This window comes from Halobacillus locisalis (genome assembly GCF_013694105.1).
Classification (GTDB): domain Bacteria; phylum Bacillota; class Bacilli; order Bacillales; family Halobacillaceae; genus Halobacillus; species Halobacillus locisalis.
Genome location: NZ_JACEFG010000001.1, coordinates 1,297,026 through 1,319,239 on the forward strand (window position 1 = coordinate 1,297,026; position 22,214 = coordinate 1,319,239).

The 22,214-nt window shown below is 40.9% G+C and carries 19 protein-coding genes; 5 read left to right on the forward strand and 14 right to left on the reverse strand.

Translation table 11 applies throughout. The features are described from left to right. Positions 1-36: 36 nt before the first annotated feature. The 3 genes from H0266_RS06850 to H0266_RS06860 form a co-directional block, all read right to left on the reverse strand. Positions 37-531 carry a GNAT family N-acetyltransferase gene (locus H0266_RS06850; RefSeq protein ID WP_181471613.1) on the reverse strand — a complete coding sequence of 165 codons (495 nt, stop codon included), beginning with the start codon at positions 529-531 and terminating at the stop codon, positions 37-39. A 111-nt stretch (positions 532-642) separates the two neighbouring features. Further along, positions 643-1,182 (reverse strand): YhcN/YlaJ family sporulation lipoprotein, encoded by a 540-nt coding sequence (locus tag H0266_RS06855; RefSeq protein WP_181471614.1) that lies wholly within the window; start codon positions 1,180-1,182, stop codon positions 643-645. 65 nt (positions 1,183-1,247) lie between these two features. After that, positions 1,248-1,736, reverse strand: coding sequence for a hypothetical protein (locus H0266_RS06860; protein WP_181471615.1), 489 nt, complete (start codon positions 1,734-1,736; stop codon positions 1,248-1,250). A gap of 250 nt (positions 1,737-1,986) precedes the next feature. On the opposite strand from H0266_RS06860, the gene H0266_RS06865 reads away from it, so the two are divergent. Further along, on the forward strand, positions 1,987-2,220 hold the full coding sequence (locus H0266_RS06865; RefSeq protein WP_181471616.1) for a YhdB family protein: 234 nt from the start codon (positions 1,987-1,989) through the stop codon (positions 2,218-2,220). 100 nt (positions 2,221-2,320) lie between these two features. Here H0266_RS06865 and H0266_RS06870 read toward each other — a convergent pair whose 3' ends face one another. Beyond that, a complete protein-coding gene (locus H0266_RS06870) occupies positions 2,321-3,883 on the reverse strand; it encodes a bifunctional GNAT family N-acetyltransferase/carbon-nitrogen hydrolase family protein (protein ID WP_181471617.1) in 1,563 nt (520 codons plus the stop codon). 165 nt (positions 3,884-4,048) lie between these two features. On the opposite strand from H0266_RS06870, the gene H0266_RS06875 reads away from it, so the two are divergent. Beyond that, entirely contained in the window at positions 4,049-4,654 is a 606-nt protein-coding gene (locus H0266_RS06875; protein ID WP_181471618.1) for a TetR/AcrR family transcriptional regulator, read from the forward strand. A 71-nt stretch (positions 4,655-4,725) separates the two neighbouring features. On the opposite strand, the gene H0266_RS06880 is transcribed toward H0266_RS06875, so the two are convergent. The 8 genes from H0266_RS06880 to H0266_RS06915 form a co-directional block, all read right to left on the reverse strand. Continuing rightward, entirely contained in the window at positions 4,726-6,147 is a 1,422-nt protein-coding gene (locus H0266_RS06880; RefSeq protein ID WP_181471619.1) for a dihydrolipoyl dehydrogenase family protein, read from the reverse strand. Next, a complete protein-coding gene (locus H0266_RS06885; RefSeq protein WP_181471620.1) occupies positions 6,144-6,545 on the reverse strand; it encodes a DUF1499 domain-containing protein in 402 nt (133 codons plus the stop codon). The genes H0266_RS06880 and H0266_RS06885 overlap by 4 nt, the downstream gene beginning before the upstream one ends. 102 nt (positions 6,546-6,647) lie before the next feature. After that, a complete protein-coding gene (locus tag H0266_RS06890; RefSeq protein WP_181471621.1) occupies positions 6,648-7,817 on the reverse strand; it encodes an anti-sigma-I factor RsgI family protein in 1,170 nt (389 codons plus the stop codon). Continuing rightward, positions 7,814-8,551, reverse strand: coding sequence for an RNA polymerase sigma factor SigI (sigI, locus tag H0266_RS06895; protein WP_181471622.1), 738 nt, complete (start codon positions 8,549-8,551; stop codon positions 7,814-7,816). Before sigI ends, H0266_RS06890 begins: the two co-directional genes overlap by 4 nt. Before the next feature lie 342 nt (positions 8,552-8,893). Further along, on the reverse strand, positions 8,894-9,712 hold the full coding sequence (locus H0266_RS06900) for a S1C family serine protease (protein ID WP_181471623.1): 819 nt from the start codon (positions 9,710-9,712) through the stop codon (positions 8,894-8,896). A 17-nt stretch (positions 9,713-9,729) separates the two neighbouring features. Beyond that, positions 9,730-11,760 carry an ABC transporter ATP-binding protein gene (locus H0266_RS06905; protein WP_181471624.1) on the reverse strand — a complete coding sequence of 677 codons (2,031 nt, stop codon included), beginning with the start codon at positions 11,758-11,760 and terminating at the stop codon, positions 9,730-9,732. Further along, a complete protein-coding gene (locus H0266_RS06910; RefSeq protein WP_181471625.1) occupies positions 11,757-13,511 on the reverse strand; it encodes an ABC transporter ATP-binding protein in 1,755 nt (584 codons plus the stop codon). The genes H0266_RS06905 and H0266_RS06910 overlap by 4 nt, the downstream gene beginning before the upstream one ends. Positions 13,512-13,904: 393 nt before the next feature. After that, a complete protein-coding gene (locus tag H0266_RS06915) occupies positions 13,905-14,921 on the reverse strand; it encodes a TIGR00341 family protein (RefSeq protein ID WP_181471626.1) in 1,017 nt (338 codons plus the stop codon). Between the two features lie 313 nt (positions 14,922-15,234). On the opposite strand from H0266_RS06915, the gene H0266_RS06920 reads away from it, so the two are divergent. The 3 genes from H0266_RS06920 to H0266_RS06930 are packed head-to-tail and all read left to right on the forward strand — an operon-like array spanning position 15,235 to position 18,943. Continuing rightward, entirely contained in the window at positions 15,235-16,716 is a 1,482-nt protein-coding gene (locus H0266_RS06920) for a spore germination protein (protein ID WP_181471627.1), read from the forward strand. Continuing rightward, positions 16,713-17,819: a GerAB/ArcD/ProY family transporter gene (locus H0266_RS06925; protein ID WP_181471628.1), complete on the forward strand. Its 1,107-nt coding sequence runs from the start codon at positions 16,713-16,715 to the stop codon at positions 17,817-17,819. The genes H0266_RS06920 and H0266_RS06925 overlap by 4 nt, the downstream gene beginning before the upstream one ends. Further along, the gene (locus tag H0266_RS06930; protein WP_181471629.1) at positions 17,816-18,943 is read left to right on the forward strand and encodes a Ger(x)C family spore germination protein; all 1,128 of its coding nucleotides are present in this window, start codon (positions 17,816-17,818) and stop codon (positions 18,941-18,943) included. The genes H0266_RS06925 and H0266_RS06930 overlap by 4 nt, the downstream gene beginning before the upstream one ends. Positions 18,944-19,046: 103 nt before the next feature. On the opposite strand, the gene H0266_RS06935 is transcribed toward H0266_RS06930, so the two are convergent. Further along, positions 19,047-19,871: an aldo/keto reductase gene (locus H0266_RS06935; protein WP_181471630.1), complete on the reverse strand. Its 825-nt coding sequence runs from the start codon at positions 19,869-19,871 to the stop codon at positions 19,047-19,049. A gap of 12 nt (positions 19,872-19,883) precedes the next feature. Next, on the reverse strand, positions 19,884-22,172 hold the full coding sequence (gene helD / locus H0266_RS06940) for an RNA polymerase recycling motor HelD (RefSeq protein ID WP_181471631.1): 2,289 nt from the start codon (positions 22,170-22,172) through the stop codon (positions 19,884-19,886). Positions 22,173-22,214: the final 42 nt, after the last annotated feature.

The window sequence follows — 22,214 nt, forward strand, 5'->3', positions numbered from 1 at the left end:
GAGGACAAGCGGGAACATGAGAAATAGATGGGCTGTTCAACTCAATAAAAGTGCCATCATATATTCATCTATCCAATTTCCGTCGACACAGAGAGAATGCTTCAGCCTGCCTTCCACTTCAAACCCAGCTTTTTTATACACATGGAAAGCCGCTTCATTATGTACCATTACACTTAGCTCCAAACGATGTATTCCTGAATGTACAGCCCATTCTTTTACACGTTCAAGTAAGGACGAGGCGATTCCTTTTCCTTGCTGATCCCTTTGAATGCCAGCTACAACCTTGGCACAATGAGCATTCCTTTTAACTCCTCCGCCGATACAAGTAACATGCCCGATGACTCTCCCTTCATCAAAAGCTAACCATACAGTTGAGTTTTCCTTTGAATTAAAATTTTGAATCATCTGTTCTGCCTGTTTTGCTGACATTTGTCGTTCATTAGGCTCAAATAACAAGAAGTTTGACTCTTTTTCTAAATCGTTCATTAAGCGGGCTAACGCCGGCGCATCCTTTACTTCCGCTTCCCTCATTTCATCAGCTCCTTTCACAAAGAGTATAACAGGAATGGTGATCCGTCAGTGAAAAGATATCCTCCAATTCAAAAAAGCCAGTCCGATGGTCGGACTGGCTTTAGCTGCTTATTACCGGGCTTCTGGAAAGACACGATCTACCATTTGCCCAAACTCTTTAAAAAAACCACTGACAGGATCGCCGGACTTCATATCGTTGACATAATTGTTTGTCAAGTCGACAAAATCAGGGTTTGTGGAAATATACACATTATCGATGTCCTGATCGGCAGATTTTACAGCTTTCGTTATTTGGCCTTCCACTTTATCAGAAATGTCATCTGAACCGTTTTCGTTATCTAAGACAGCAGCCACATAGGCATTATCTCGCGTCTTTAGCACGTATGCCTTATCGACACCATCTACATTCTTACTGATATTATCAGCTGCTACCTTAGCCACCTGATAGTCCGTGTTATGAACCATACCTCGGTCGTTGTCATAACGATCAGCTCTGTTCCCTTCTTCATACATGTTGTCCGCCATTCGTTGGAAACGTGTATTCTGAACACCTTCATAATTCCCCTCTCCCGTTCCAGTTTCCTGCTCAGCTTGGCAGGCAACGAGAGAAGTGACAGCTACTATGGCTATCGCAAATGTTTTGATCTTCATGATGTTATTCCTCCTTAGCAGCTTACCATTAGTATGCGTTGCAAAGAAGGAAATATACGATGCACTTATGCTTCAGAAATAGGCAAACTCCACCATATGTGAAGGGCAACAAGGTACACGAAGAATATTGCATTTATGAACAACATAAACGCAGGAATCAACTTAAAAGTCCCTATAATCCGGTTATAACTTATTCGCAAAATAATGAAGCACGCAATAATCAGTATGTATAAACTCACAAACCATATCCAAGATAAAGTTGTATTGGCATTGATGCCGATTTCATAACCGATAACAAAAATAACCCATGGAACCAAAAAACCAAGCATAGATACCGGTACATATTTCTGTTCACTCTTTATATAATAGAGTGAAATAATAGCACTGACCACACTCAATCCCCCAAGGATTTCGCTGATAAGAACCATCACTCCTTGTGTATTTACTGCTTGAACCGTTACAAAGCTCAAAAACAAAAAAGCACTGAATACAACAATTAGTCCAGTGTTTACATACAACAACTGTTTCTCACTCACACCCAAAACTCCCTTCAAGGTCCAAACACCTAAGTAAAAGATTTCCATACCATCATATCAAAAAAAGAAGACGAATGGTGGAAGAAAAACGTATTTTGTGTCGTCATTCCCAGAATTGTGACGATGTTTCAGTTTCATCGTTCCCTTCCCCGGGGATAATAAAACCACTCCTTTGAACATGCGAGAAGCCGCCGCTTCCATTTGGCGCCAGCAAATCAATCGTGAGAGAAAGCCTCTTGTTTTCCTCACCCAAAAGGATGTGTGACCCATGAATAATCTTGATTATGACAAAGCACTGCATTACATGATCTGGGGTCAATGGGATGAATTATTAGTCCTTATGGTACGTACCAATGATCAGTTTCTGTCCAAAAAAATTGAGAGCTTTTTACACGCTTGTTATTATCCTGCAAGTGAAGCAGAAATGCTGGAATCACATGAAAGTCTGCTTCATTATATCGACCATGCACAAGAGAGGATAGAAACTCCTTCGATTATATAAAGCGCACAAGATCTCCTTATAAACTGGAGTGGAAATCGTAAGGCAAAATAGATTATAAACGAACCACCTTCAAATTATGGAGGTGGTTCGTTTCATAACATTAGGTACGCTCTGGCTTTATTTCTTGCTTGAACTGATAATTCAAATCAAACAGGTCTTTACGACGATCGCGAAGTTGTCGGACCGTCCCTGACTTTCTTTGACGCCTTAAGATTTCTAAATCAACGTCTCCAACGACAACCGTCTCCACATTGGCATTGCACTCCCCGATAATCCCATCACGGGCGAATTCAAAGTCAGATGGTGTAAAAATACCGGACTGAGCATACTGAATGTCCATATTCTCTACCTGAGTCAAGTTCCCTACGGTACCTGCAATGACCGTGTACACTTGGTTTTCAACCGCGCGTGCTTGCGCACAGTACCGTACCCTGAGGTAACCCTGACGATCATCGGTACAGAAGGGAACAAAGATGATGTTCGCTCCTTGGTCGACGGCATAGCGGGAAAGCTCAGGGAACTGGATGTCATAACATACCTGGATGGCTATTTTGCCACAATCCGTATCAAATACTTTTACCGCATCTCCGGGTTGAATCCCCCACCAGGTACGCTCATTCGGTGTAACATGGATTTTGTATTGCTTTTCAATCGTTCCATCTCTTCTGAACAAATAAGAGATATTGTATATATTCTCATTTTCTTCAACGAAATGAGATCCACCGACGATGTTGACATTGTACTTCACAGCCAAATGAGTGAACATTTCAATGTAATCCTCCGTAAAGTCAGATAGTCGTCGAACTGCCTTTGAAGGTACTTTCTCATCTAAGAAAGACATCAACTGTGTTGTGAAAATCTCTGGAAACACGGCAAAGTCGGAGCCGAAATCAGAAGCTACGTCCACATAGTACTCACACTGTTTTGCAAACTCTTCAAACGAATTGATGTTCTTCATCATGTATTGGATCACCATGATCCTCACAGGGTCACTCGTTTTGAAATGACGTCTCGTTCTTGCTCGATAATCAATATTATTCCATTCCATCAACGTTGCATATTTAGATGACAATTCATCATCAGGTAAATAATTCGGATTGATGCGCATCACTGTAAATCCATTAATAATCTGGAATGTCAGTACAGGATCGTAAATATTTTGGTTACGCACTTCTTCCACATATTCTCTCGGAGACATTTCATTTTCGTATTTATGATAGTTCGGGATGCGGCCGCCGATGATGATACTTTTCAGGTTCAGTTCTCTCGCTAGCTCCTTCCGCGCTTCATATAAGCGACGTCCGATTTTCATCCCTCGAAAGTCCGGATGAACCATAACTTCTATGCCGTACAGATTGTAGCCATCAGGATCATGGTTGGTAATGTAGCCTTCGTCCGTAATATCATCCCACGTATGTTTGTCATCGTACTCATCAAAATTCACAAGCAAACTAGAGCAACTTCCTATGATGTCTCCATCATATTCCACTACAAATTGTCCTTCTGAAAACAAGCGAAGGTGACTTTCTAAATGCTCTTTCTTCCACGGTTCCATTTCTGGAAAACATATCTTCTGCAATTTGAAAAGTTGTTCGATGTCCTTATGTTGCATATTTCTGACGATAATCTTCTTTTCAAATTGGGTTAAATCAAGCTTCGACATAGACGTTCTCTCTCCTTATGATTAACAGTCCTTTCTTACATCGTACTTAAACGACAGACCGCCTGTCTAGTCCTAGTGCTCACACTAGGTACTCTTAATATAATGAAATGTATGAATTGAATGATTTCAAATCTTGGTTTAATATAAAAGCAAGAGGTGTGACTTATGAATGGATTTGAAAAGCGTAAACAACGGAAAAAACAAAATATATTAAATGCTGCACTCCAATTGTTTACTGACTTTGGAGTGCAAAAAGTCAGCATACAAGAGATTGCACAAAAAGCCCAAGTATCTCAAGTGACGATATACAATTACTTTGGAAGTAAAGACCAACTTCTATACGACACTGTTCATATGTTCATTCATCAACGATTAGAGCGATTCGAAGGTATTGTCGATCATGAGAATATGGATTTCAAAGACAAAATCCAAAAGTTGATTACGGACAAAAAAGAGGACCTACTGCATATCAATACAGACTTTCTTCAATCCGTACTTGCTGATCAGCCAGAGATTCAAGAGCTGCTTACTACATTTACAGAAAATCATACGAAACCTCTCCTGCTGAAATTAATGAAACAAGGGAGAACAACCGGTTACATTCATCCTGACCTATCCATTGAAACCATCCTTTTTTACGTGGAGATGTACTTTCAAGCTTTTCAAGCGATGTCTGACCGAGCTCAACAAACTAACCCTCATTTTGGAGAGGAACTTCTTCATTTATTTTTCTACGGATTGATGGGAAGTAAAGACGAACCTTTGCATTAACAAACTTTACATTTCCTATATGAAGCAAAATGCCTTAAAAAGCTCAGAGTAATCAACTCTGAGCTTTTGGTTTATCTGAATGTTTGAACATACCAACGCAATGCTTTATTAATGGAACTATCAAACAATTTCTCTCTCCAGTACAAATCAGCTGTTTGAGATACTACATTATTTCTAGCCGGGTACGGATGAATAATATTCGAGATCGATTGAAACTTTTTGTTCAATGCTTGTACTGTTCCAACTTCTTGCATCCATTCCCCGGCCCCCTCACCAATAGCATGAGCACCGACAATTTTACCTTTGCTCGTAGTGAGGATTTTAACCAGACCAGCTTTATTTTGTTCAGCCATAAAACGATCATTGTGCTCTAACTCTGTTTTAAACGTAAGTAAAGAGTCCCCGTACTGCTCTTTAGCCTCTTCTTCTGTCAAACCAAGGTGATAAATCTCAGGAGATGTGTATACGACCCACGGTACCCTTTCATATGACACTTTTCTTGAAAGACCAAACACAGCATTCGAAACGGCCACTTTCCCTTCCATTCCAGCAACATGAGTGAATGGCATGGATCCATTACAATCTCCAACAGCATAAATGTGGCGCTGAGTTGTTCGTAAATGAGAATCCACTGAAATGGAACCATTAGAGGATTCAATACCCGCAACTTCTAAATTCAAGCCATCGATATTTGCTTTTCTTCCTGTAGCAACGAGCACTTGCTCCACCTCTACATGATTGTCGACACCATCTTTAGAGTAGTGGATAACAGCTCCATCCCCATTTCGTTCGACCTTTTGAACTGGTGCTTTGGTTAGAATGGACAATTCATTTGAAAGCAAATGGCCTGCTATTTCTGCAATTTCAGGATCTTCATTCGCTAATATTTGATTTCCACCTTCGATGACCGTTACATCGACCCCTAAACGTGACATTGCATGGGCGAGTTCAAGCCCGATAATGCCCCCACCAATAACCCCTAAGGATTTAGGACGCTTCCGTAAAGAAAAGATGGTCTCATTCGTCAAATATTCGATTGTATCTATGCCATCAATCGGAGGGACAAATGGAGAAGACCCCGTAGAAATAACGATTCGCTTTGCTGTTACAATTTCATCGCCAACTTTCAATCTGTGCTCATCCAGGAACTGAGCTTCAGCTTCATACAGGTCAATACCGAGGTTCAAAAAGCGCTCTTTCGAATCATGATCTTGCACATCTTGAACAGCCGTCGCTACACGCTCCATTGATGATTCAAAAAGACGATCATAATCCTGATCGGACAGTGGATTGACTTCATCGGCTTGATGAACTTCTTTTGCTGCTTGAATAAGAGCCTTAGAAGGCATGCAACCGTAGTGAAGACAATCGCCTCCAAGCTCACTTTTCCTTTCGATAAGAGCAACTTTTGTACCGAAGCTAGCTGCTCCAGCCGCTACCGTTAAGCCGCCGGAACCGCCACCAATGACGACTAATTGGTAATCATAATTCATGATTGACCTCCTTTAGCTCTTGCCCTATCATACGACTCCGAGAAACTCTCCATTCGCTTACGGTTCACACCGAAATCTGAATATCCAGTTCTTGAAGCCGAGCGGAAATGAACAACTTGTCCGGTCTCATCAAAATAGAACTCGACGTCATCTTTAAACTTTAATATTTTAGATGTGACGATAACATGAAGGTAATTTTCTGAATCATCTTCCAGGGATGTACGGTCCATTTGATGTATTAATTCTTTCACCAATTTCTTCGTCTCATTCAAACCTCCATGGAAAGGAAGTGGACTCATTTGTTTACTTTCATCTTCTGCTTGAGTTGATACGCAGTTAGGAGATTGAGGACAAGCCGCTAGCCTACCGTCCTTCACTCCGATATGTGGATTTGACATGTACATTCCTCCTTATTTACACATTACCTATATATTCACTAAAAAGACAAAAAAAAAACACTTCTGACTTAGAAGTGTTTTCAAGAAGAGGTTATTAGGCTTTTATTCATTCTTTTTTTCTTTAGGAGGTTTTTTATTCTTTTCTCCTTTTTCTTTATGGTGCTGGTCTTTCTTTTCCTTTTTCTCTTCTTTTCTTTCCTGCTTTTTTTCTTCTTTTCTTTCCTTTTTCATGCGTTTTTCTTTTTCTTGCTGTTCTTTTCTTTCTTGCCTCTCCATTTCGTCACGTTCATTCTTTTTTTCCTTCTTTGCAGGCCTGTCCTTTTGCTTATCCTTGTCTTCTTGAGCAGGTTTTGGATTGCCTTTATTATCCTTCTTGATTGTTCCATTTTTTATAGAGTTGTTTTTCTGACCATTAGAGAATTGAGGCTCCTCCAAATCTTTTTCCCCGTTTACCGGTTTTGGAGAATTAGGAAGGGACTTTGTGTTCTGTTCCTTTTCATCAGGATCAGAATCCGCTACTTGACGAGTGTCTTTATTATAAAAGGATCTAATGATTTCTTGGTCTGTATCATCTACAGTCATTGGCTCTCTTGCTCTTTTTGTCTCTGAGCTAGAGGCTGTTAAGTATTCGGCCATAACGGCATTCACGGATTTCCCACTGTCTTTGGCTTCATTCCGAATGGAAGATGGAACGTAAAAAGCAGCAATCGACATACCTGCAGATTCACCTGTCAGATACGTTTCAATCTCTTTTGGAAAGCTATTCTGTTCTTGATCTGATTTTACATAACTAATACCTACCAAAACTTGCTCTTCTTGATTGACATACCCTTGTTGCTTGCTTATACGAATGGTTTGTAGTGTGACCTCTGAGGCATCTTGTCTCTTCCAGTCTTCAAGCAGGGCCAAAATATCCTCCGCTTCTTCATTCTGCGGATTCATTGCAATGACCTGCATTTTATCATTCAATTCCATTTCAAAGCTCGGATTAATATCCAAGTTTACGTACGCATAAGCTTGATTACTTCCATACCAAGAAAAGACAGGAAGTAGAGTAACTAAAAATACAATTGTTGCAATCGCAATTTTCATTCGATTATCCCTAAGGATTTGCGTCCATCCAAAAAGATTCCGATTCTCCTCTGCGACATTGAATTGTACTTCCATGCCGACTTCAGCCGCCTCCAGGCGATCTGCACGATGAAAACGGCCATCACTCGTCATGACAATCGTATATTTCCTTTTTTGCTCCATTACAATTCCTTTTCTCACAAACCCACCCCTTTCAGGTAGTCTTTGAGATATACATAATCGCCATGAAAGATGAGAACGAGAGCAATGATGAACTTTCGGTTTCGCTCGAGTGTCTTCTTACTCACTTCAACTCGATCGATAAGGCCCTTGATGGGGAGTCTTCCTTTCTCTAACACTTGCTGTTTTAAATCATCGTCCTCAAATACCAGTCTTGCTACTTGTACTGCTGATTCTCTAGCATCTCTGTGCTTCGGTGACGCCTCGATCAAGTCCTCGAAACTCATCTTGTACTGCTTCAATTGTTCTTTGAATTCCCTAATCTCTTGTTGACGATGCCATGACTCCGTTTCCATCTGAAATCGATCTTTAGCTGCAGCAACTTCAGATGGGTTTTCCATTTGCTCTTCGTCATAGTACTCTTCATCCAAGGAAGAGAGTGTGGGATGTTTTTGCTCATTCCTGATATAGTCAATCACTTTTCTCTTGATGACCAATCTTGCAAACGAAAGGAAGGAACAGCCCTTCTCATCGGAATACGCTTCAATTGCCTCATCAAAAGCAAGTAATCCTATACTGAATTCATCATCTTTTGTAGGATCAATATATCTTTTACATACTTCAGAAACACTCTTGGCGATGAAAGGTTGATATTTTTTCAGCATGTCATTTCTTGTCATTTCGTCCCCTTGTTTCGCCAATTCGACTTGGTGATCCAAGGTGGTCACTTTTTTCTGGAACAGATGTTTAATCAACCTTTATCACCTCCAGCCATTACTAATTTCGATGTTTCAATCATATTTATGGGTGTCTTAAACAAAAATATTTCATTTGTATTACAGTATTGTATCAACCTATGTTTCTGAAAGGATGGGCTTGTGAGCATTGACTTTACCTATTTTACTGAACATAGGGTCGAATGGTCTACCACACTCGAATTACATTTTGTTAAGTATACATTTCAATTTTATAGACTTAAGTCTGATTCTCGGACCAATAGATTCCATATTACACAGTCAATGTATACATTGGTTACTTTAGTCCTAGGTCATTAAATCTAAACACAAAGAAACAGCCCAACCGTGGTTGGACTGAATTTAATCATTGCGAGAATGAAAATAATCAATGGGAACGGCAAGCCCTACCCGACCTTCTTGTTCATCATGCAATGTCGCAAAGACCACCGCAATGACTTGCCCCTCTTCATTAATCACAGGACTACCGGAGTTACCTTTATAAATCGGTGCATCCAACATAACAACAGGTTGGTCCCAATCACTTAAGTCCTTATACCCTATAATATTGCCTTGATTGGCAATTCCGGTAAACCGAAGAGGATTGCCGATGAAATACACCTGTTCCCCTGCTTCGAATGTTGTTTCCTTCGCTAGGGGTAGATGTGGAAGGTCTTCCCCTTCCGCTTGCAATACCGCTAAATCCACGTCTGGGTACTCCGCGACAACCTCCGCCTCGTACAAACCTTGTTCTGGAAAAGCGACAGCAATTCTCTTCTCACCTTCAATCACATGGTGGTTCGTCAGAATAAGACCATCGCTTGAAATAGCAAAACCCGTTCCCTTACTTTGACCTGCTTCAACAACTACGACCGATGTTTTATATGACTTTACATCCTCATCTGTCGAAAGCTTCGCCGATGTCATAAGAAAATCTACAGCAGGAATACTGAATGTGTTCGGGAGGACAGCCACAATGTTAGCGACCATCATCGCAGCGATAAGCCAGAAGATCCATTTAGGAAAAGGGCGTCTCGATTTGTTCTCTTCCCGGTCTCTATGCTCTCTTTCGATCGCTTTGCGCTTTTCTTCCTGAACGAGCTCATACAATTCTTCTTCATCTATTTCCTCATACAAATCTTGATCAATAATATCTCGTCGCTCATTTTCTCGTTCGCTCATCGGCTATCACTCCATGATTACACCACGCTTTTCTTTACGGAGCCTTGTTGCATTTGATACATATCGTAGTATTGCCCTCGTAAATCAATAAGCTCTTGATGTGTGCCTTGTTCCTCCATTGTACCATGATTTAATACAAAAATTTGATCTGCTGTTTGAATCGTAGATAGACGATGGGCAATCACCAAAGTCGTCCTCCCTTTTTTCAAAACCTCAAGTGCTTGTTGAATCCATTGTTCCGTTTCTGTATCGATATTGGCTGTGGCCTCATCAAGAATTAAAATGGCAGGATCAAAAGCTAATGCACGCGCGAATGATATTAACTGTCTTTCTCCCATCGATAGGGAATCCCCTTTTTCCTTCAATTCATCATCATAACCGTTCGGTAACTTCTCGATAAATCGATCAGCTCCGACAGCTTTCAATGATTTTATCGCCATTTCCCGGGAAATACGATCATCATTCATAGTAACATTCGACAATATTGTGCCCGAGAAAATGAAGGGATCTTGGAGCACGATGCCCATATGACTTCTCACTTGTTGCCTTGACCAGTCTTTCGTCGAATAACCATCGATCGTAACCTCACCTTTTTGAGGGTCGTAGAAACGGAAAAGCAAATTCATAATCGAGCTTTTACCTGATCCTGTGTGACCAACGAAAGCAGCCGTCTGCCCTGGTTTAACCTCAAAGGAAATATCTTTTAATACATAGTCCTTTTCTTCATAAGCGAAGGAAACATCCCGGAAGGCGATATGGCCGCTGTACCGGTTAATACTACGATTTTCGATGACTTCACCGTCTTCATCTAACAAATGAAAGACCCGGCCAGCTGCTACACGAGCTTCCTCTAATTGAGGAAGTTGATTGACCAGGTCCGTTACAGGCTGAAAAAGTCGATTGAGATAATCGACGAACGCATAGAGTACTCCGACGGTCACAATGCTCTCAGGTCCGATTGAGGAAGACCCAAAATACCAAATAAGAGCAACGAATGCAATGTTCCGCATGACATTCACTAAATTCCAAGAAGTAAGGGCACTTAAACGAACCAATTTTCTTTGGTAGGTGAAATGACGTTCATTAAGCTCTTCAAAGTGATCAGACGTCTGCTTTTCTTGTCTGAAAGCTTGGATAATGGACATTCCTTGAATGGCTTCGTTTATATTCCCGTTCATGTCACTCACGGTCGATCGGACGACAGTGTTATACCTTCCACCTAGCGATTTGTACATCCTCATCCACACATAAATGATAGGGATGACTATGGTACAGATCAAGGCAAGCTTGGCGTCTAGTAAGAATAAAGCAATGAATATACCGAACATATAGATAATACTTGTAACAAATGTAGCGAGTACTTTGACGTAAAGTTCTTTGATGGCTTCTGTATCATTCGTCACACGTGCTACAATTTTCCCTGCTGGTTGATTCACAAAATATTGAATCGGCAGCCGCTGAATGTGAGCAAATAAGTCATTCCTCATCTTTTCGATAATGCGATTAGACGTTTTTTGTAAGATAAAGGTATGAGCAAACTGAAAGATGGAGGCAACCATCAACAACCCCACATATATCGAAAGCAACCAATAAATTGAAGGGATTTCCGGTTGAAAGAACCGATATAGTTGCTGTAAGGATAACGACTGCGCTTCTACGTTATATGTGTTTTCCTGTCCTTCAATTGTTAAAGTGTTTCCATTTACTGATCTGCTCCCGGTCGTGGGGACGTCCTCTGGGACAAAGTAGTATGTTCGCTTCACTTGTAAGATTGTTGCCATATCCTCTGTCTCATCCGTCTCACTAATACGGTCCGCCCTCTTGTAAAGCGCGTCTCCATATTGAACGGTATAGTCATCTTCCCTTTCGACCTGATACCACTGGTTTTCAATCCCAACAATATGTTGGTCAATTAATCGTTTGGCTATAAAGGGCCCTGTCAATTCTAGAGCAACTGCAATAACCAGGCATACGAGCCCGATGAGTATGGTTCTTTTAAAGAGCCATGCATAGTCGAAAAGGCGTCTTTCTGTCGTCCTCGGTTTCATCGTCCCACCTCCCCGTTATCGCTATCCAATTGCTGGTGATGATATTGCTCTTGATACCAGCCACCCTTACGTACTAGCTGGTCATGCGTTCCTTGTTCTACGATTCTTCCTTCGTTCAGAACAATGATGTGATCTGCATGAGTAACGGCAGAAAGTCGGTGAGCAGCAATGAGTGTCGTTTTTCCACGTCTTTCTTCTTTCAAATGTTCGATAATCGCCGCTTCCGTACTTCCATCTACCGCTGACATCGCATCATCCAATAGTAGAATTTCCGGGTCCATAATAAAAGCACGCGCAATGGAAACTCGTTGCTTTTGCCCCCCGGATAATGTCACACCACTTTCTCCTACTTTCGTATCCAATCCACCCGGAAGGTTTTTGATATCATTTAGGAAGTGAGCAAGCTTAAGAACTTCATAAATTTCTTCATCGGATGCGTCGGTTTTACCAAATTGAATATTCTCACGAACCGTTTTCGAGAAAAGAATTTGATCCTGAGGAACGTATCCAACCCATGAGCGAGTAAGCTCAAGCGGAAGTTTGTTTATATCCCTTCCATTAATCATCAACTTCCCACTCAAACCTGGGTATTCACGTAGTAACTGACGAAAAAGTGTCGTCTTTCCGGCACCTGTTCTCCCGACTACCCCAATCGTCATTCCGCGATTAATGGCTAAACTTAGATTCTTTAGGCCCGCTACCTCTGTTTCAGGGTAATGGAACGTCACATCATCGAATACGATCTTATCTGGTCTATCCAGAAAAGATGGCGTTTTTGGGTCGAATACATCCGCCTTATATTCAAGCGTTTCAGTGACTCGATCCAAAGACGCATTGCCTCGCTGTAACACGTTAATTAATTCACCAACAGCAAACATCGGCCAAATTAACATCCCTAAATACACGTTAAAGGAAACCATTTCCCCAATCGTAATAAGATTTTGGAAGACAAGTGCTGCTCCATAACCAAGACCGATCGTGTACGAGAGACCAACGAGCACGGTAATGGTGGGTTCAAATAAGGCATCAACTTTAGCAACACGTACGTTTTTGTGATACACGTCGTTCGTCATCTTCTGGAAATGGGATTCATCACGGCTTTCCTGTACGAAGGCACGTAAAACCCGAACTCCTCGTACAGACTCTAAAACGTCATTATTCATGCCACCAAAGGCTGTCTGAGCGTCTGTAAACCGTGAATGAATGACCTTTCCGTACTTGTTCATAGCAAGTGCCATTAACGGTAGAGGCAATAGTGCCGCTAAGGTCAGTTTCCAACTTATTGTTGCCCCCATGACTACGATGATCAGCATCATAAACACGGTGGAGTCGACCAGCGTCAGTATTCCGAACCCAGCTGTAAGGCTGATGGCCTTGAGGTCATTCGTACTTTTGGCCATCAAATCGCCGGTCCTATTGAGACCGAAGAACGTGGGAGTCATTCTGAGAAAGTGGTTCATCAATCGTGAACGCATCGTTTTCTCCATGATCATAGCTCCACTGAACAGCGTATAATCCCATAAGTACGATATAGAATAACTAGCTATGATCACAGCTCCGTAAATGAGAAGCAACTCGATTAATCGTTCTTGGGTCAACGTATTGTATTGAATTTCATCGATAGCCATCCCTACAAGTTTCGGCGGAATAAGGTCTATGACACTTGCCACAATCAGTGCTATGATGGCAAAGGTATAACGCTTCCAATATTGCTTAAAAAACCACTTTAATTTTAGTAACACTTGAAACATACTTCTTTTCCTCCTTCATCCGTTACAAAATCGCTAACCACTCTCTTTCCAATCTTCATTCCAATCTTTCTTTTTCCATTTTTTGTCCATAGTCAAAACCTCCTGAGATTTTATATGTGAAGTAGCTAAGCTACTAATCACCAAAAAAAAGAGCATACGCCGGTGACGTATGCTCGACATACTAAAAAGACCACGCAAAAACATGGCCAGTATGTTCATTATTCACTTTCTCAAAAAGAGAATTATAATGATCGTAGCGCCACGACAGTTATGAAATTCATTGTATTGAAACCATGTAGTTTTTTCATTGTCGTGACCTCCTTGTATATGATTATCCATTATATAGTTTTCTAAATTTTTAATCAAGTTCATTTCCAAAGCTTTTCAAAAAATTCAAGAAATCCACCCTTTCCCGAGTAAAATGACGATGATCAGTGTCAAAATGATCAAGACGATAAACGTAATGGATAATGGCCTTGAGACATTGGCCCGTTTCACTTCCTCCCATCGAACAGGTCTGATACCACTGATTGAAAAAATGGAGACAGCAGCCAACAAAATAGACATGACGTTCACGGTAACCAATAAGAATGCCCCATACGCTAATTCATATTCTTCGTTTCCGATGGACATCCCCATTGCAACGGTAGGAGGAAGCAGCGCAACTGCGACCATAACGCCGACAAGGTTCCCTGAAAGTCTGTTCAAAAAGGCGAGAGCTCCCGCCGCGCCAGACGCAACACCAAGAAACACATCCACGATATTTACTTTTGTCCGATCTAAATATTGATCGGTTTCCGTGCCCATGTCAGAAAAATAACCAAACAAAACGGAGATGATACAAACAATTAAAATACCGTAGAGCGACGTAACAATCGATTTCCCTAATAATTTATAATCCCCTAGAATCGAAGAAAAAGCGATGGCTATAACTGGTCCGATCATGGGTGCAATCACCATCGCTCCGATAACAACAGCTTCGCTATCTTTCAGAAATCCCACAGTCGCTACAATGGCTGATAATAAAATGAGCAATGAATAATTCCAATTGATTTTACTGTTTTTCTCTACTGCGTTCAGCAACTCATGACGACTAGCTCTTTGCAGCTTTGCCTTCTCCTCTTCTTCCTCTTCTTTTTGCTCTTTTGACTCTTCATGAATCGTATCTTTCGACAAGTACGTTTGAACTGTAAATAACAGCGTTTCAAAACCTTCTACTACATTCGAGACTTCTTCTAAGTAGTTCAATATCTCTTCTACGTCTTTTGTTTTCACTAATATACGAACAAGCATCCGCTCTTTTGATTCACTAGACACCCAATATGATTGATGGTTGAACTCCTGGAGTTTTTCATTAATGGAAGGATAATGATGGTCTGGGATATAGACTTCAATCAGTTGTAAATTCACTGCTTCTCACCTCTTTCTTTGAATGTATTTTCCCTGAAAGACAGCTGCTCCTAGACAGTTTTATCAACCTCTTTCCGATAGCCTCAAATAAGCCCCCCTTTTATCTTGAACAAGGAAAAGCGTGAACGGTGTCCGAATGGATTTGATAAATGTCCGAATCGAGGCACGTCCACACAATATATCGTCGGGATGGAAGGGAAAACAGTCTTCCAGAATACTGCCTCATTCTTGAAGGTTAATTTTTATTCCAACCATTCATAATGTCTCCCATTTATCACATACTAATTCCATCTAGTGATGAAGGAGGGATATCATGGAGAACCAAGTACCTTTAAATAAAGATGCCTATATAAAAATGATGAAGCAACAATTCAATGACAGTCCTGATTTGATATGTAAAACATTTGAGTCGAAACACCAAACGATCATCATTCATTTCGTCAACTATCAGGTGAAGAAGGATTACCTTGAACGAGACTTATTAGAGCCTTTAACGACATCTAGGCGTCCTTGGTCCGTACATGATTTACAGAATAAGATCCCTCTAGCTTCTTCAAAAACGGAGAATTCCATTAAGAAGATTACGAACGATCTTATTCATGGAAGTGTGTCTGTTTATATTGAAGGAGAACCAGATGTCGTGCTTTTTGCCCTACCTAACCTGGAAAGCCGGGCCCTCAACCGAGCAGAAACAGAGTCACTGGTCTTCGGTCCTCAAATTTCATTTACTGAATCATTGGTTACGAACTTAAACGTGGTTCGCTGGCGTCTGGATACGGATGACTTGGTTGTTGAGAAGGTCATTCTTGGGGAGAGAATCAAATCAGAGGCTCGTATCATCTACCTTAAGTCACTAGCCAATGATGAAAACGTCAATACAATGCGGCAGCGACTAACCGATTTGGTTGTCGATGAAGTGGAAGATACGAGTGTATTGAGCCAACTCATCGAAGACTCATCAAGCAGTGTTTTTCCTCAGCTGATCACGACGGAACTACCAGATCGTTTCTGCAACAGTATATCTAAAGGTCGAGTCGGTGTGATGTTGGATAAAAGTCCTACCGTGCTTGTTGGTCCTATGAGTTTCTTTGAATTCTTTGAATCCACAGAGGATTTGTACGTCAGGTGGAATATGGGGACATTTATACGTTTCCTTCGATTCCTCGCTATGTTTATTTCTATTGTATTAACACCTATGTACGTTGCCGCTTTGACCTATCATTATGAGATCATTCCAGCGTCGCTCTTGATTTCCCTGGGTCAATCAAGAGCAACTGTTCCTTTCCCGCCCGTCATTGAAGCCCTGCTCTTAGAAATGCTGATCGAATTCCTGCGTGAGGCCGGAGCACGCCTCCCTACAAAGGTCGGTCAGACGATGGGTATCGTAGGTGGTATCGTTCTTGGTCAAGCAGCCGTGAAAGCGGGGTTCACGAGTAATATCTTGATCATCGTGATTGCCTTAAGTGCACTCGCTTCTTTTACTGCACCAAGTTATTTAATGGGTTCGGCAATACGAATTATCCGTTTTCCTATGATCCTGCTAGCAGGAGCATGGGGCCTGATTGGAATTGTATTCGCTTTGAGCTTTTTAGTGATTCATTTGTTGAAACAAAAATCACTAGGTCGCCCATACCTTGCCCCTATCTACCCACTTGAGCTAAGAGATTTCAATGATGCGATTTTCCGGTCGACGTTCCAAAGAAACGTGAAGCGGCCGAAATATATTATGACTAAAGACAAGAAGCGATTTGATAAAACCAAAGCTGTCGAAAAAAATGATGTGGATCCTGTATGAATGCAAATATTACCGTAACAAAAAGTCAATCGGTTCGGGCATTTTATTTATTTTTCATTATCCACACCATTCAAATCGGTGCAGGATTGATGGGTGTCCCAAGAATTCTCTTTCTAGAAGCGGGATCTGATGCATGGGTTTCTATACTTATCGGAGGCTTGTACATCCACTTTATAGCGTGGATTATGATCCTAATATTGAGAGAATACGAAAACGCCGACATTCTCGGTATCCAGTGTGATTTATTTGGGGCTTTTTTCGGCAAGTTAATGGGATGTATATTCATCATCTATATTTTTTTCATCTTGCTGAGCGTCATCCGAAATTACATCGAGGTCGTTCAAGTATTCATCTTCCCCGAGATTCCGATTTGGCTAATGACGCTTTTCTTACTTTTTCTAATGATTTATTGTGTGAGCGGAGGACTCCGGGTTGTCATAGGGACTTGCTTCCTATTTTTCTTCCTGACGATTTGGTTGGTGTTCACTATTTACACGCCTGTCACTTACATGGATTGGGGACACTTCCTTCCAGTATTTCAATCAAGCCCCTTGGAAATCTTGAAAGGTTCTCAGAAAATGACGTATACCGTGCTTGGTATGGAAGTGTTACTCTTCGTTTATCCTTACATTGAAAACAAGAAAAAAATTGCTGTTCCCGTCCATTTGGCCATTGTCTTGACAACTTTTTTGATTTTACTTGTAACGGTCGTATCCATCGGCTACTTTAGTGATTATCAATTAAGAGAGACCGTGTGGGCTACTCTATCGTTATTCAAAATTGTTAGTTTTTCTATTATTGAACGCTTTGACTTTATCGCCGTAGCTATTTGGATGATGGTCATAATCCCGAACATCGTTCTATTTTGTTGGATTCTTCTACATTCAGTGAAACGAATGTTTAACTTCCAAGGGAAACGAAGCCTATACGTGATTGCTGTCTTTCTGTTTATAGGCTCTATCCTTTTTGAATACCGAATGAGCGTGAATCAAATGACCGATTTAACGGCTCAGGTTGGATTTTACCTTGTATTTGTCTATCCCTTGTTCCTTTATTTAGTTCTGCAAGTCAGAAAAATTTGGAGAAAGAGGCGAGCATCATGAAGAAAATAACCATTATTATCTGCCTCTCTCTTTTATGTACAGGATGTATCCCTAAAAGTTACATTGAAAAGCTTGGCATTATTACAGCTGTCGGATATGACCTTGTTGAAGACTCCAAACTCGAAGGCACTTTAGTTGTTTTCCAATTTGATCCAACATCATCAAATACATCACAGATCATTACGAGTAAAGCAGAAACATCAAAAGGAATTAGATACCAAGCAAATAGACTTACTAGTCATCGACTTGTTTCAGGACAAGTTCGACTGGCACTTTATCAAGATAAGTTGGCTGAAAAAGGAATGTTGAAATATATGGATACTCTTGCCCGAGATGCCAAAATATCCGATCTAGGTTATCTAGCGGTCAGCAATGTACCGACCAGCGAATTAATGAAAAGTAACCTCTCAGAAGATGCACCTAATATAGGGATATACCTTCAGAGTCTTATCGAAAAGAGTATTAAAAACCAAATGATTCCCGACTCTCTTATTAACATCTTTTTAAGAGATGTTCATGATTTAGGGATCGACCCCGTGCTCCCTATGCTCTCACTGAATGATGATAAACCTTATATCCACGGCTTATCTCTATTTCAAGATGACAAATACGTATCCATGCTCGATGAAAAGGATATCTTTCATTTGATGTTAATGAGACAACGTTCAGAAGATACCGAATTCCAATTAGATCTTCCTTCAGAGTCCTTGAAGGAATATTATAAAACTGAAAACAGTAATATGAATGATGGTACTCTGCACGTATCTTTAAATGATCTACGCAACCGTACATCATTTGAGTTCATAGACGGGGACTTTACCAATCCTAAAGTCAAAATCAAAATGGAAGGGAGACTAATGGAAATCACAAAAGATATTGATTTGAAGGATCAAGCCATTAAGGCTTTGGAAAAAGAATTAGAAAAACAATTAACAGACCGTTTAGAACAATTAGTAGACAAATTGAAGGAGAAGAATGTTGACCCTGTAGGGTTCGGCAAGAAATTTAATGAAAGACACCGAAAGAATCAATTGACTGAAGAAGCGTGGAGAAGTCAGATCCCTGAATTGGATGTGACGTTCGATATTGAAATAAAACTCCTCCGCCACGGCATAACGGAGTGATAATAGAGTGATCATGGTTCCATAAAATAATGGACTCCGACTTTTTTTGAAAATGCCAGTTCTATATGGAAAAACCGCCTAGAGTAACCCTAGGCGGTCAAAGTCAATAGTCGAACTCATCAGGGTGGGCCCCGATACGCTCTCCCGTATGAAGCTCATCGATTTTCCTTATCTCATCATCTGTTAACTTAAAATCAAACAAATCGGCATTTTCCTTCTGACGTTTCTCGCGGGACGATTTCGGAATGATGATCACATCGTGTTCGAGATGCCAGCGAAGAATGACCTGTGCAGGCGACTTGTCATACTTAGTTGAAAGTTCTTCTAGAATAGGTGCGTCAAAGTACTGCCCTCTTCCAAGTGGTGCCCATGCTTCAAGTTGAATTCCTTGAGCCTCGCAATAAGACAATAAGTCTTTTTGATAGACACGAGGGTGGAATTCGACTTGGTTCACCATTGGCTTGACCTCTGCTGTTTGCATCAGCTCATCCAAATGATGCTCCATGAAGTTACATACACCGATTGCTTTCACTTTCCCATCTTTATATAACTTCTCCAACGCTTTCCATGTGTCCGCGAACTTCCCAGGGACGGGCCAGTGAACAAGGTACAAGTCTAGATAATCCAACCCTAGCTTGTCCATGCTACGGTCGAAAGCTTGTAACGTCTCTTCGTACCCTTGCTCGTCATTCCATACCTTCGTTGTAACAAAAAGTTCATCACGAGGGACCTCGCTTTGTTTCAGGGCTTCACCCACACCTCTTTCATTATCGTAAAAAGAAGCCGTATCGATATGACGATATCCTACATTCAAGGCGGACTGTACTGCTTCGACCACTTCTTGAGTATCATTCATTTTATAAACACCTAAGCCGACTTTAGGCATATAGGTTCCATTATATAAGGCAAAAGACTCTGTTAGACTCATCTACTATCACTCCTATGCGAATTCATTCTTTACTCTATTTACCTTTTTATCCAATGGTTCAAACAATGAAGAACCTACTTGGTCGAGTAAGAAACTAGATGGATATGCTCCAATCATATATAACCGGTGCAAAGGACGTGTCATCGCGACGTATAGAAGCTTCACATCCAACTCATTCTTTTCAAAGGGATGATCATAGGAATAGAGGAATACGACATCGAATTCCAACCCTTTCGCTAAATAGGCTGGTAAAACCATGCAATCGCCCATCCATTGTTGTTCATCCATCTTCATAAATCCGAGTTCGTGTGGCAATTCTTCGAAGACTTGATCGGCTTCCATATCGGTTTTCGTCACAATGGCAAATGTATTCATCCCCTGCTGTTTAGCATCTGTCACGAGTGTCTTCAATTTTTCCTGCCAGTTATCGAGAGATAAATAGGCAGGTTTATCACCATGTCTAACCACAGGTTCCGCACTAGGCAAACGATCCGGCATCAATTGAAGCAGTTCATTCGCCAGGTTCATAATTTCAATTGTGGTTCGATACGTTTTTTGAAGCGTTAAGTAATTCGCTTGCTGAAAGACATCGTCCATCAACGTCTGCCAGTGTTTCAAACCACGATATCGGTAAATCCCTTGCGCCAAATCTCCGACGATTGTGAACAAATCAGTCTGAAAAGCCCGACGCAAACTATAAACCTCTAAATAGCTGTAGTCTTGAGCTTCATCAATGACCACCTTTTTCGCCTTGTAGTCCTTATCTACACCTGATACAAACGTATGGATGTACAACAATGGAGCAAGATCTTCTGCACTCCATATTTTCTTCTGTAATAGCTGTCTCGACTGTCTTCGCATCTGCTTCAATGGTTCAGAGTCCTCTTCAATAAGCCTAGGAAATAAATCTTCATTAAATAACGCTTCGTACAGCTCCACAAGTTTATGTTTAGGATAGTTCTTCATAAAACGTTGAACGCTCGTTCTTGCTTCTTTCTCTACTTCTTTCAGTCGCTCTTCTTTTCGAGTGATCAAGAAACTGACACGTTTTTTTCTCTTGGCTGGATCTTTGAATCCATATAATGCCTTATCGAGTTCTTCATCATACTTCTCGGCCATCTTCGTTAAAATCTGCTTTTTCTTTCTTCTCAATTCACTTTGAAGGACCTCTTTGATTTTCTGAACACGTACTTGATAAGGGAAGTAACTATATTCGTTATAAAATAAACGATTGATAGCTTTAGCCGACTTGATCGTAAAACCTGCTAAAGTGAAATTATCCGTCATTCTATACTGCTTTTTCACTTCTTGAAGATACGTGTTTAATACGTACTTAAAAGCTTTCGAACCTTTATATCCAGCCGACCATAGAGTACCGTCTTCCTCATTTCCTTCTACCGCATTCATTAAGACTTCGTGTTGACTGATGACCGGCCAGTCCACCCCTATCACAAGCTTGACGAAGTCTTCATAAGTCGTTTGGCGTGCACGTTGAACCCCTAGTTCAGGCAGCACCTCTGATATGTATTGAATGAAAAGTCGGTTAGGGGCGAGAATCAATAGATCCTCTGGCTTGAATATCTCTCTCATTGTATATAGAAAATAAGAAATCCGGTGAAGCGCAATGGTTGTTTTTCCACTTCCTGCTGCTCCTTGTACAATGATAGGCTTTCTAATGTCTGCGCGAATGATATCATTCTGCTCTTCTTGAATTGTCGCTACAATCTCTGTTAAGCGATTTTCAGAGTTTTGGGCAAGCGAGTCCTGCAGCAGCTCATCTTTCGTGGTCATATCAATATCTCTAAAGTCGATTAACTCTCCATCTTCAATCTGATATTGACGCTTTAGAGAGACCTCCCCTTCATATACATCTCCGTGAGCTTCATAACTCACGTCTCCTAACCTTCCTTCGTAATATACATTGGCTAAAGGAGACCGCCAATCTAGTATGATCGGTAACTGCGTTTCACGATCGAATAAGGACATCTTCCCAATGTAAAAGACTTCTAAATCCGGCTTCTCTTTACGGTGAAAATCAATGCGGGCGAAATAAGGCTTTTTACGTAGGTGTATGAGGCTTTCTAGTTGATCTTTGGACATCTTCATGAAATTTGCATGCGACAACATCTCTTGATACCGTAAACTACTATCTTTAAAGTCAAGACGGGCTAATGTATCTTCTTGACGTTTTTTTAAAGATTCCTGATCTGATTGTTGTGAGGCAATCACTTGGTCCATGTAGGCTTTCGTAAAAGTTAAGCGCTCGAGCTCTTTTGAGAAATCATTATGCTGATTCGTCATTTCTTCGTTCCCCCTTCAAATTTACAGAAAGGACGGTTTAGG

Bases quoted from the DNA above. Each gene is read 5' to 3' on its own strand.
- H0266_RS06850 (WP_181471613.1), bottom strand. From the start codon at position 531: ATGAGGGAAGCGGAAGTAAAGGATGCGCCGGCGTTAGCCCGCTTAATG.
- helD (WP_181471631.1), bottom strand. From the start codon at position 22,172: ATGACGAATCAGCATAATGATTTCTCAAAAGAGCTCGAGCGCTTAACT.
- H0266_RS06905 (WP_181471624.1), bottom strand. From the start codon at position 11,760: ATGAAACCGAGGACGACAGAAAGACGCCTTTTCGACTATGCATGGCTC.
- H0266_RS06875 (WP_181471618.1), top strand. From the start codon at position 4,049: ATGAATGGATTTGAAAAGCGTAAACAACGGAAAAAACAAAATATATTA.
- H0266_RS06885 (WP_181471620.1), bottom strand. From the start codon at position 6,545: ATGTCAAATCCACATATCGGAGTGAAGGACGGTAGGCTAGCGGCTTGT.
- H0266_RS06925 (WP_181471628.1), top strand. From the start codon at position 16,713: ATGAATGCAAATATTACCGTAACAAAAAGTCAATCGGTTCGGGCATTT.
- H0266_RS06855 (WP_181471614.1), bottom strand. From the start codon at position 1,182: ATGAAGATCAAAACATTTGCGATAGCCATAGTAGCTGTCACTTCTCTC.
- H0266_RS06935 (WP_181471630.1), bottom strand. From the start codon at position 19,871: ATGAGTCTAACAGAGTCTTTTGCCTTATATAATGGAACCTATATGCCT.
- H0266_RS06920 (WP_181471627.1), top strand. From the start codon at position 15,235: ATGGAGAACCAAGTACCTTTAAATAAAGATGCCTATATAAAAATGATG.
- H0266_RS06870 (WP_181471617.1), bottom strand. From the start codon at position 3,883: ATGTCGAAGCTTGATTTAACCCAATTTGAAAAGAAGATTATCGTCAGA.
- H0266_RS06930 (WP_181471629.1), top strand. From the start codon at position 17,816: ATGAAGAAAATAACCATTATTATCTGCCTCTCTCTTTTATGTACAGGA.
- H0266_RS06900 (WP_181471623.1), bottom strand. From the start codon at position 9,712: ATGAGCGAACGAGAAAATGAGCGACGAGATATTATTGATCAAGATTTG.
- H0266_RS06910 (WP_181471625.1), bottom strand. From the start codon at position 13,511: ATGTTTCAAGTGTTACTAAAATTAAAGTGGTTTTTTAAGCAATATTGG.
- H0266_RS06880 (WP_181471619.1), bottom strand. From the start codon at position 6,147: ATGAATTATGATTACCAATTAGTCGTCATTGGTGGCGGTTCCGGCGGC.
- H0266_RS06865 (WP_181471616.1), top strand. From the start codon at position 1,987: ATGAATAATCTTGATTATGACAAAGCACTGCATTACATGATCTGGGGT.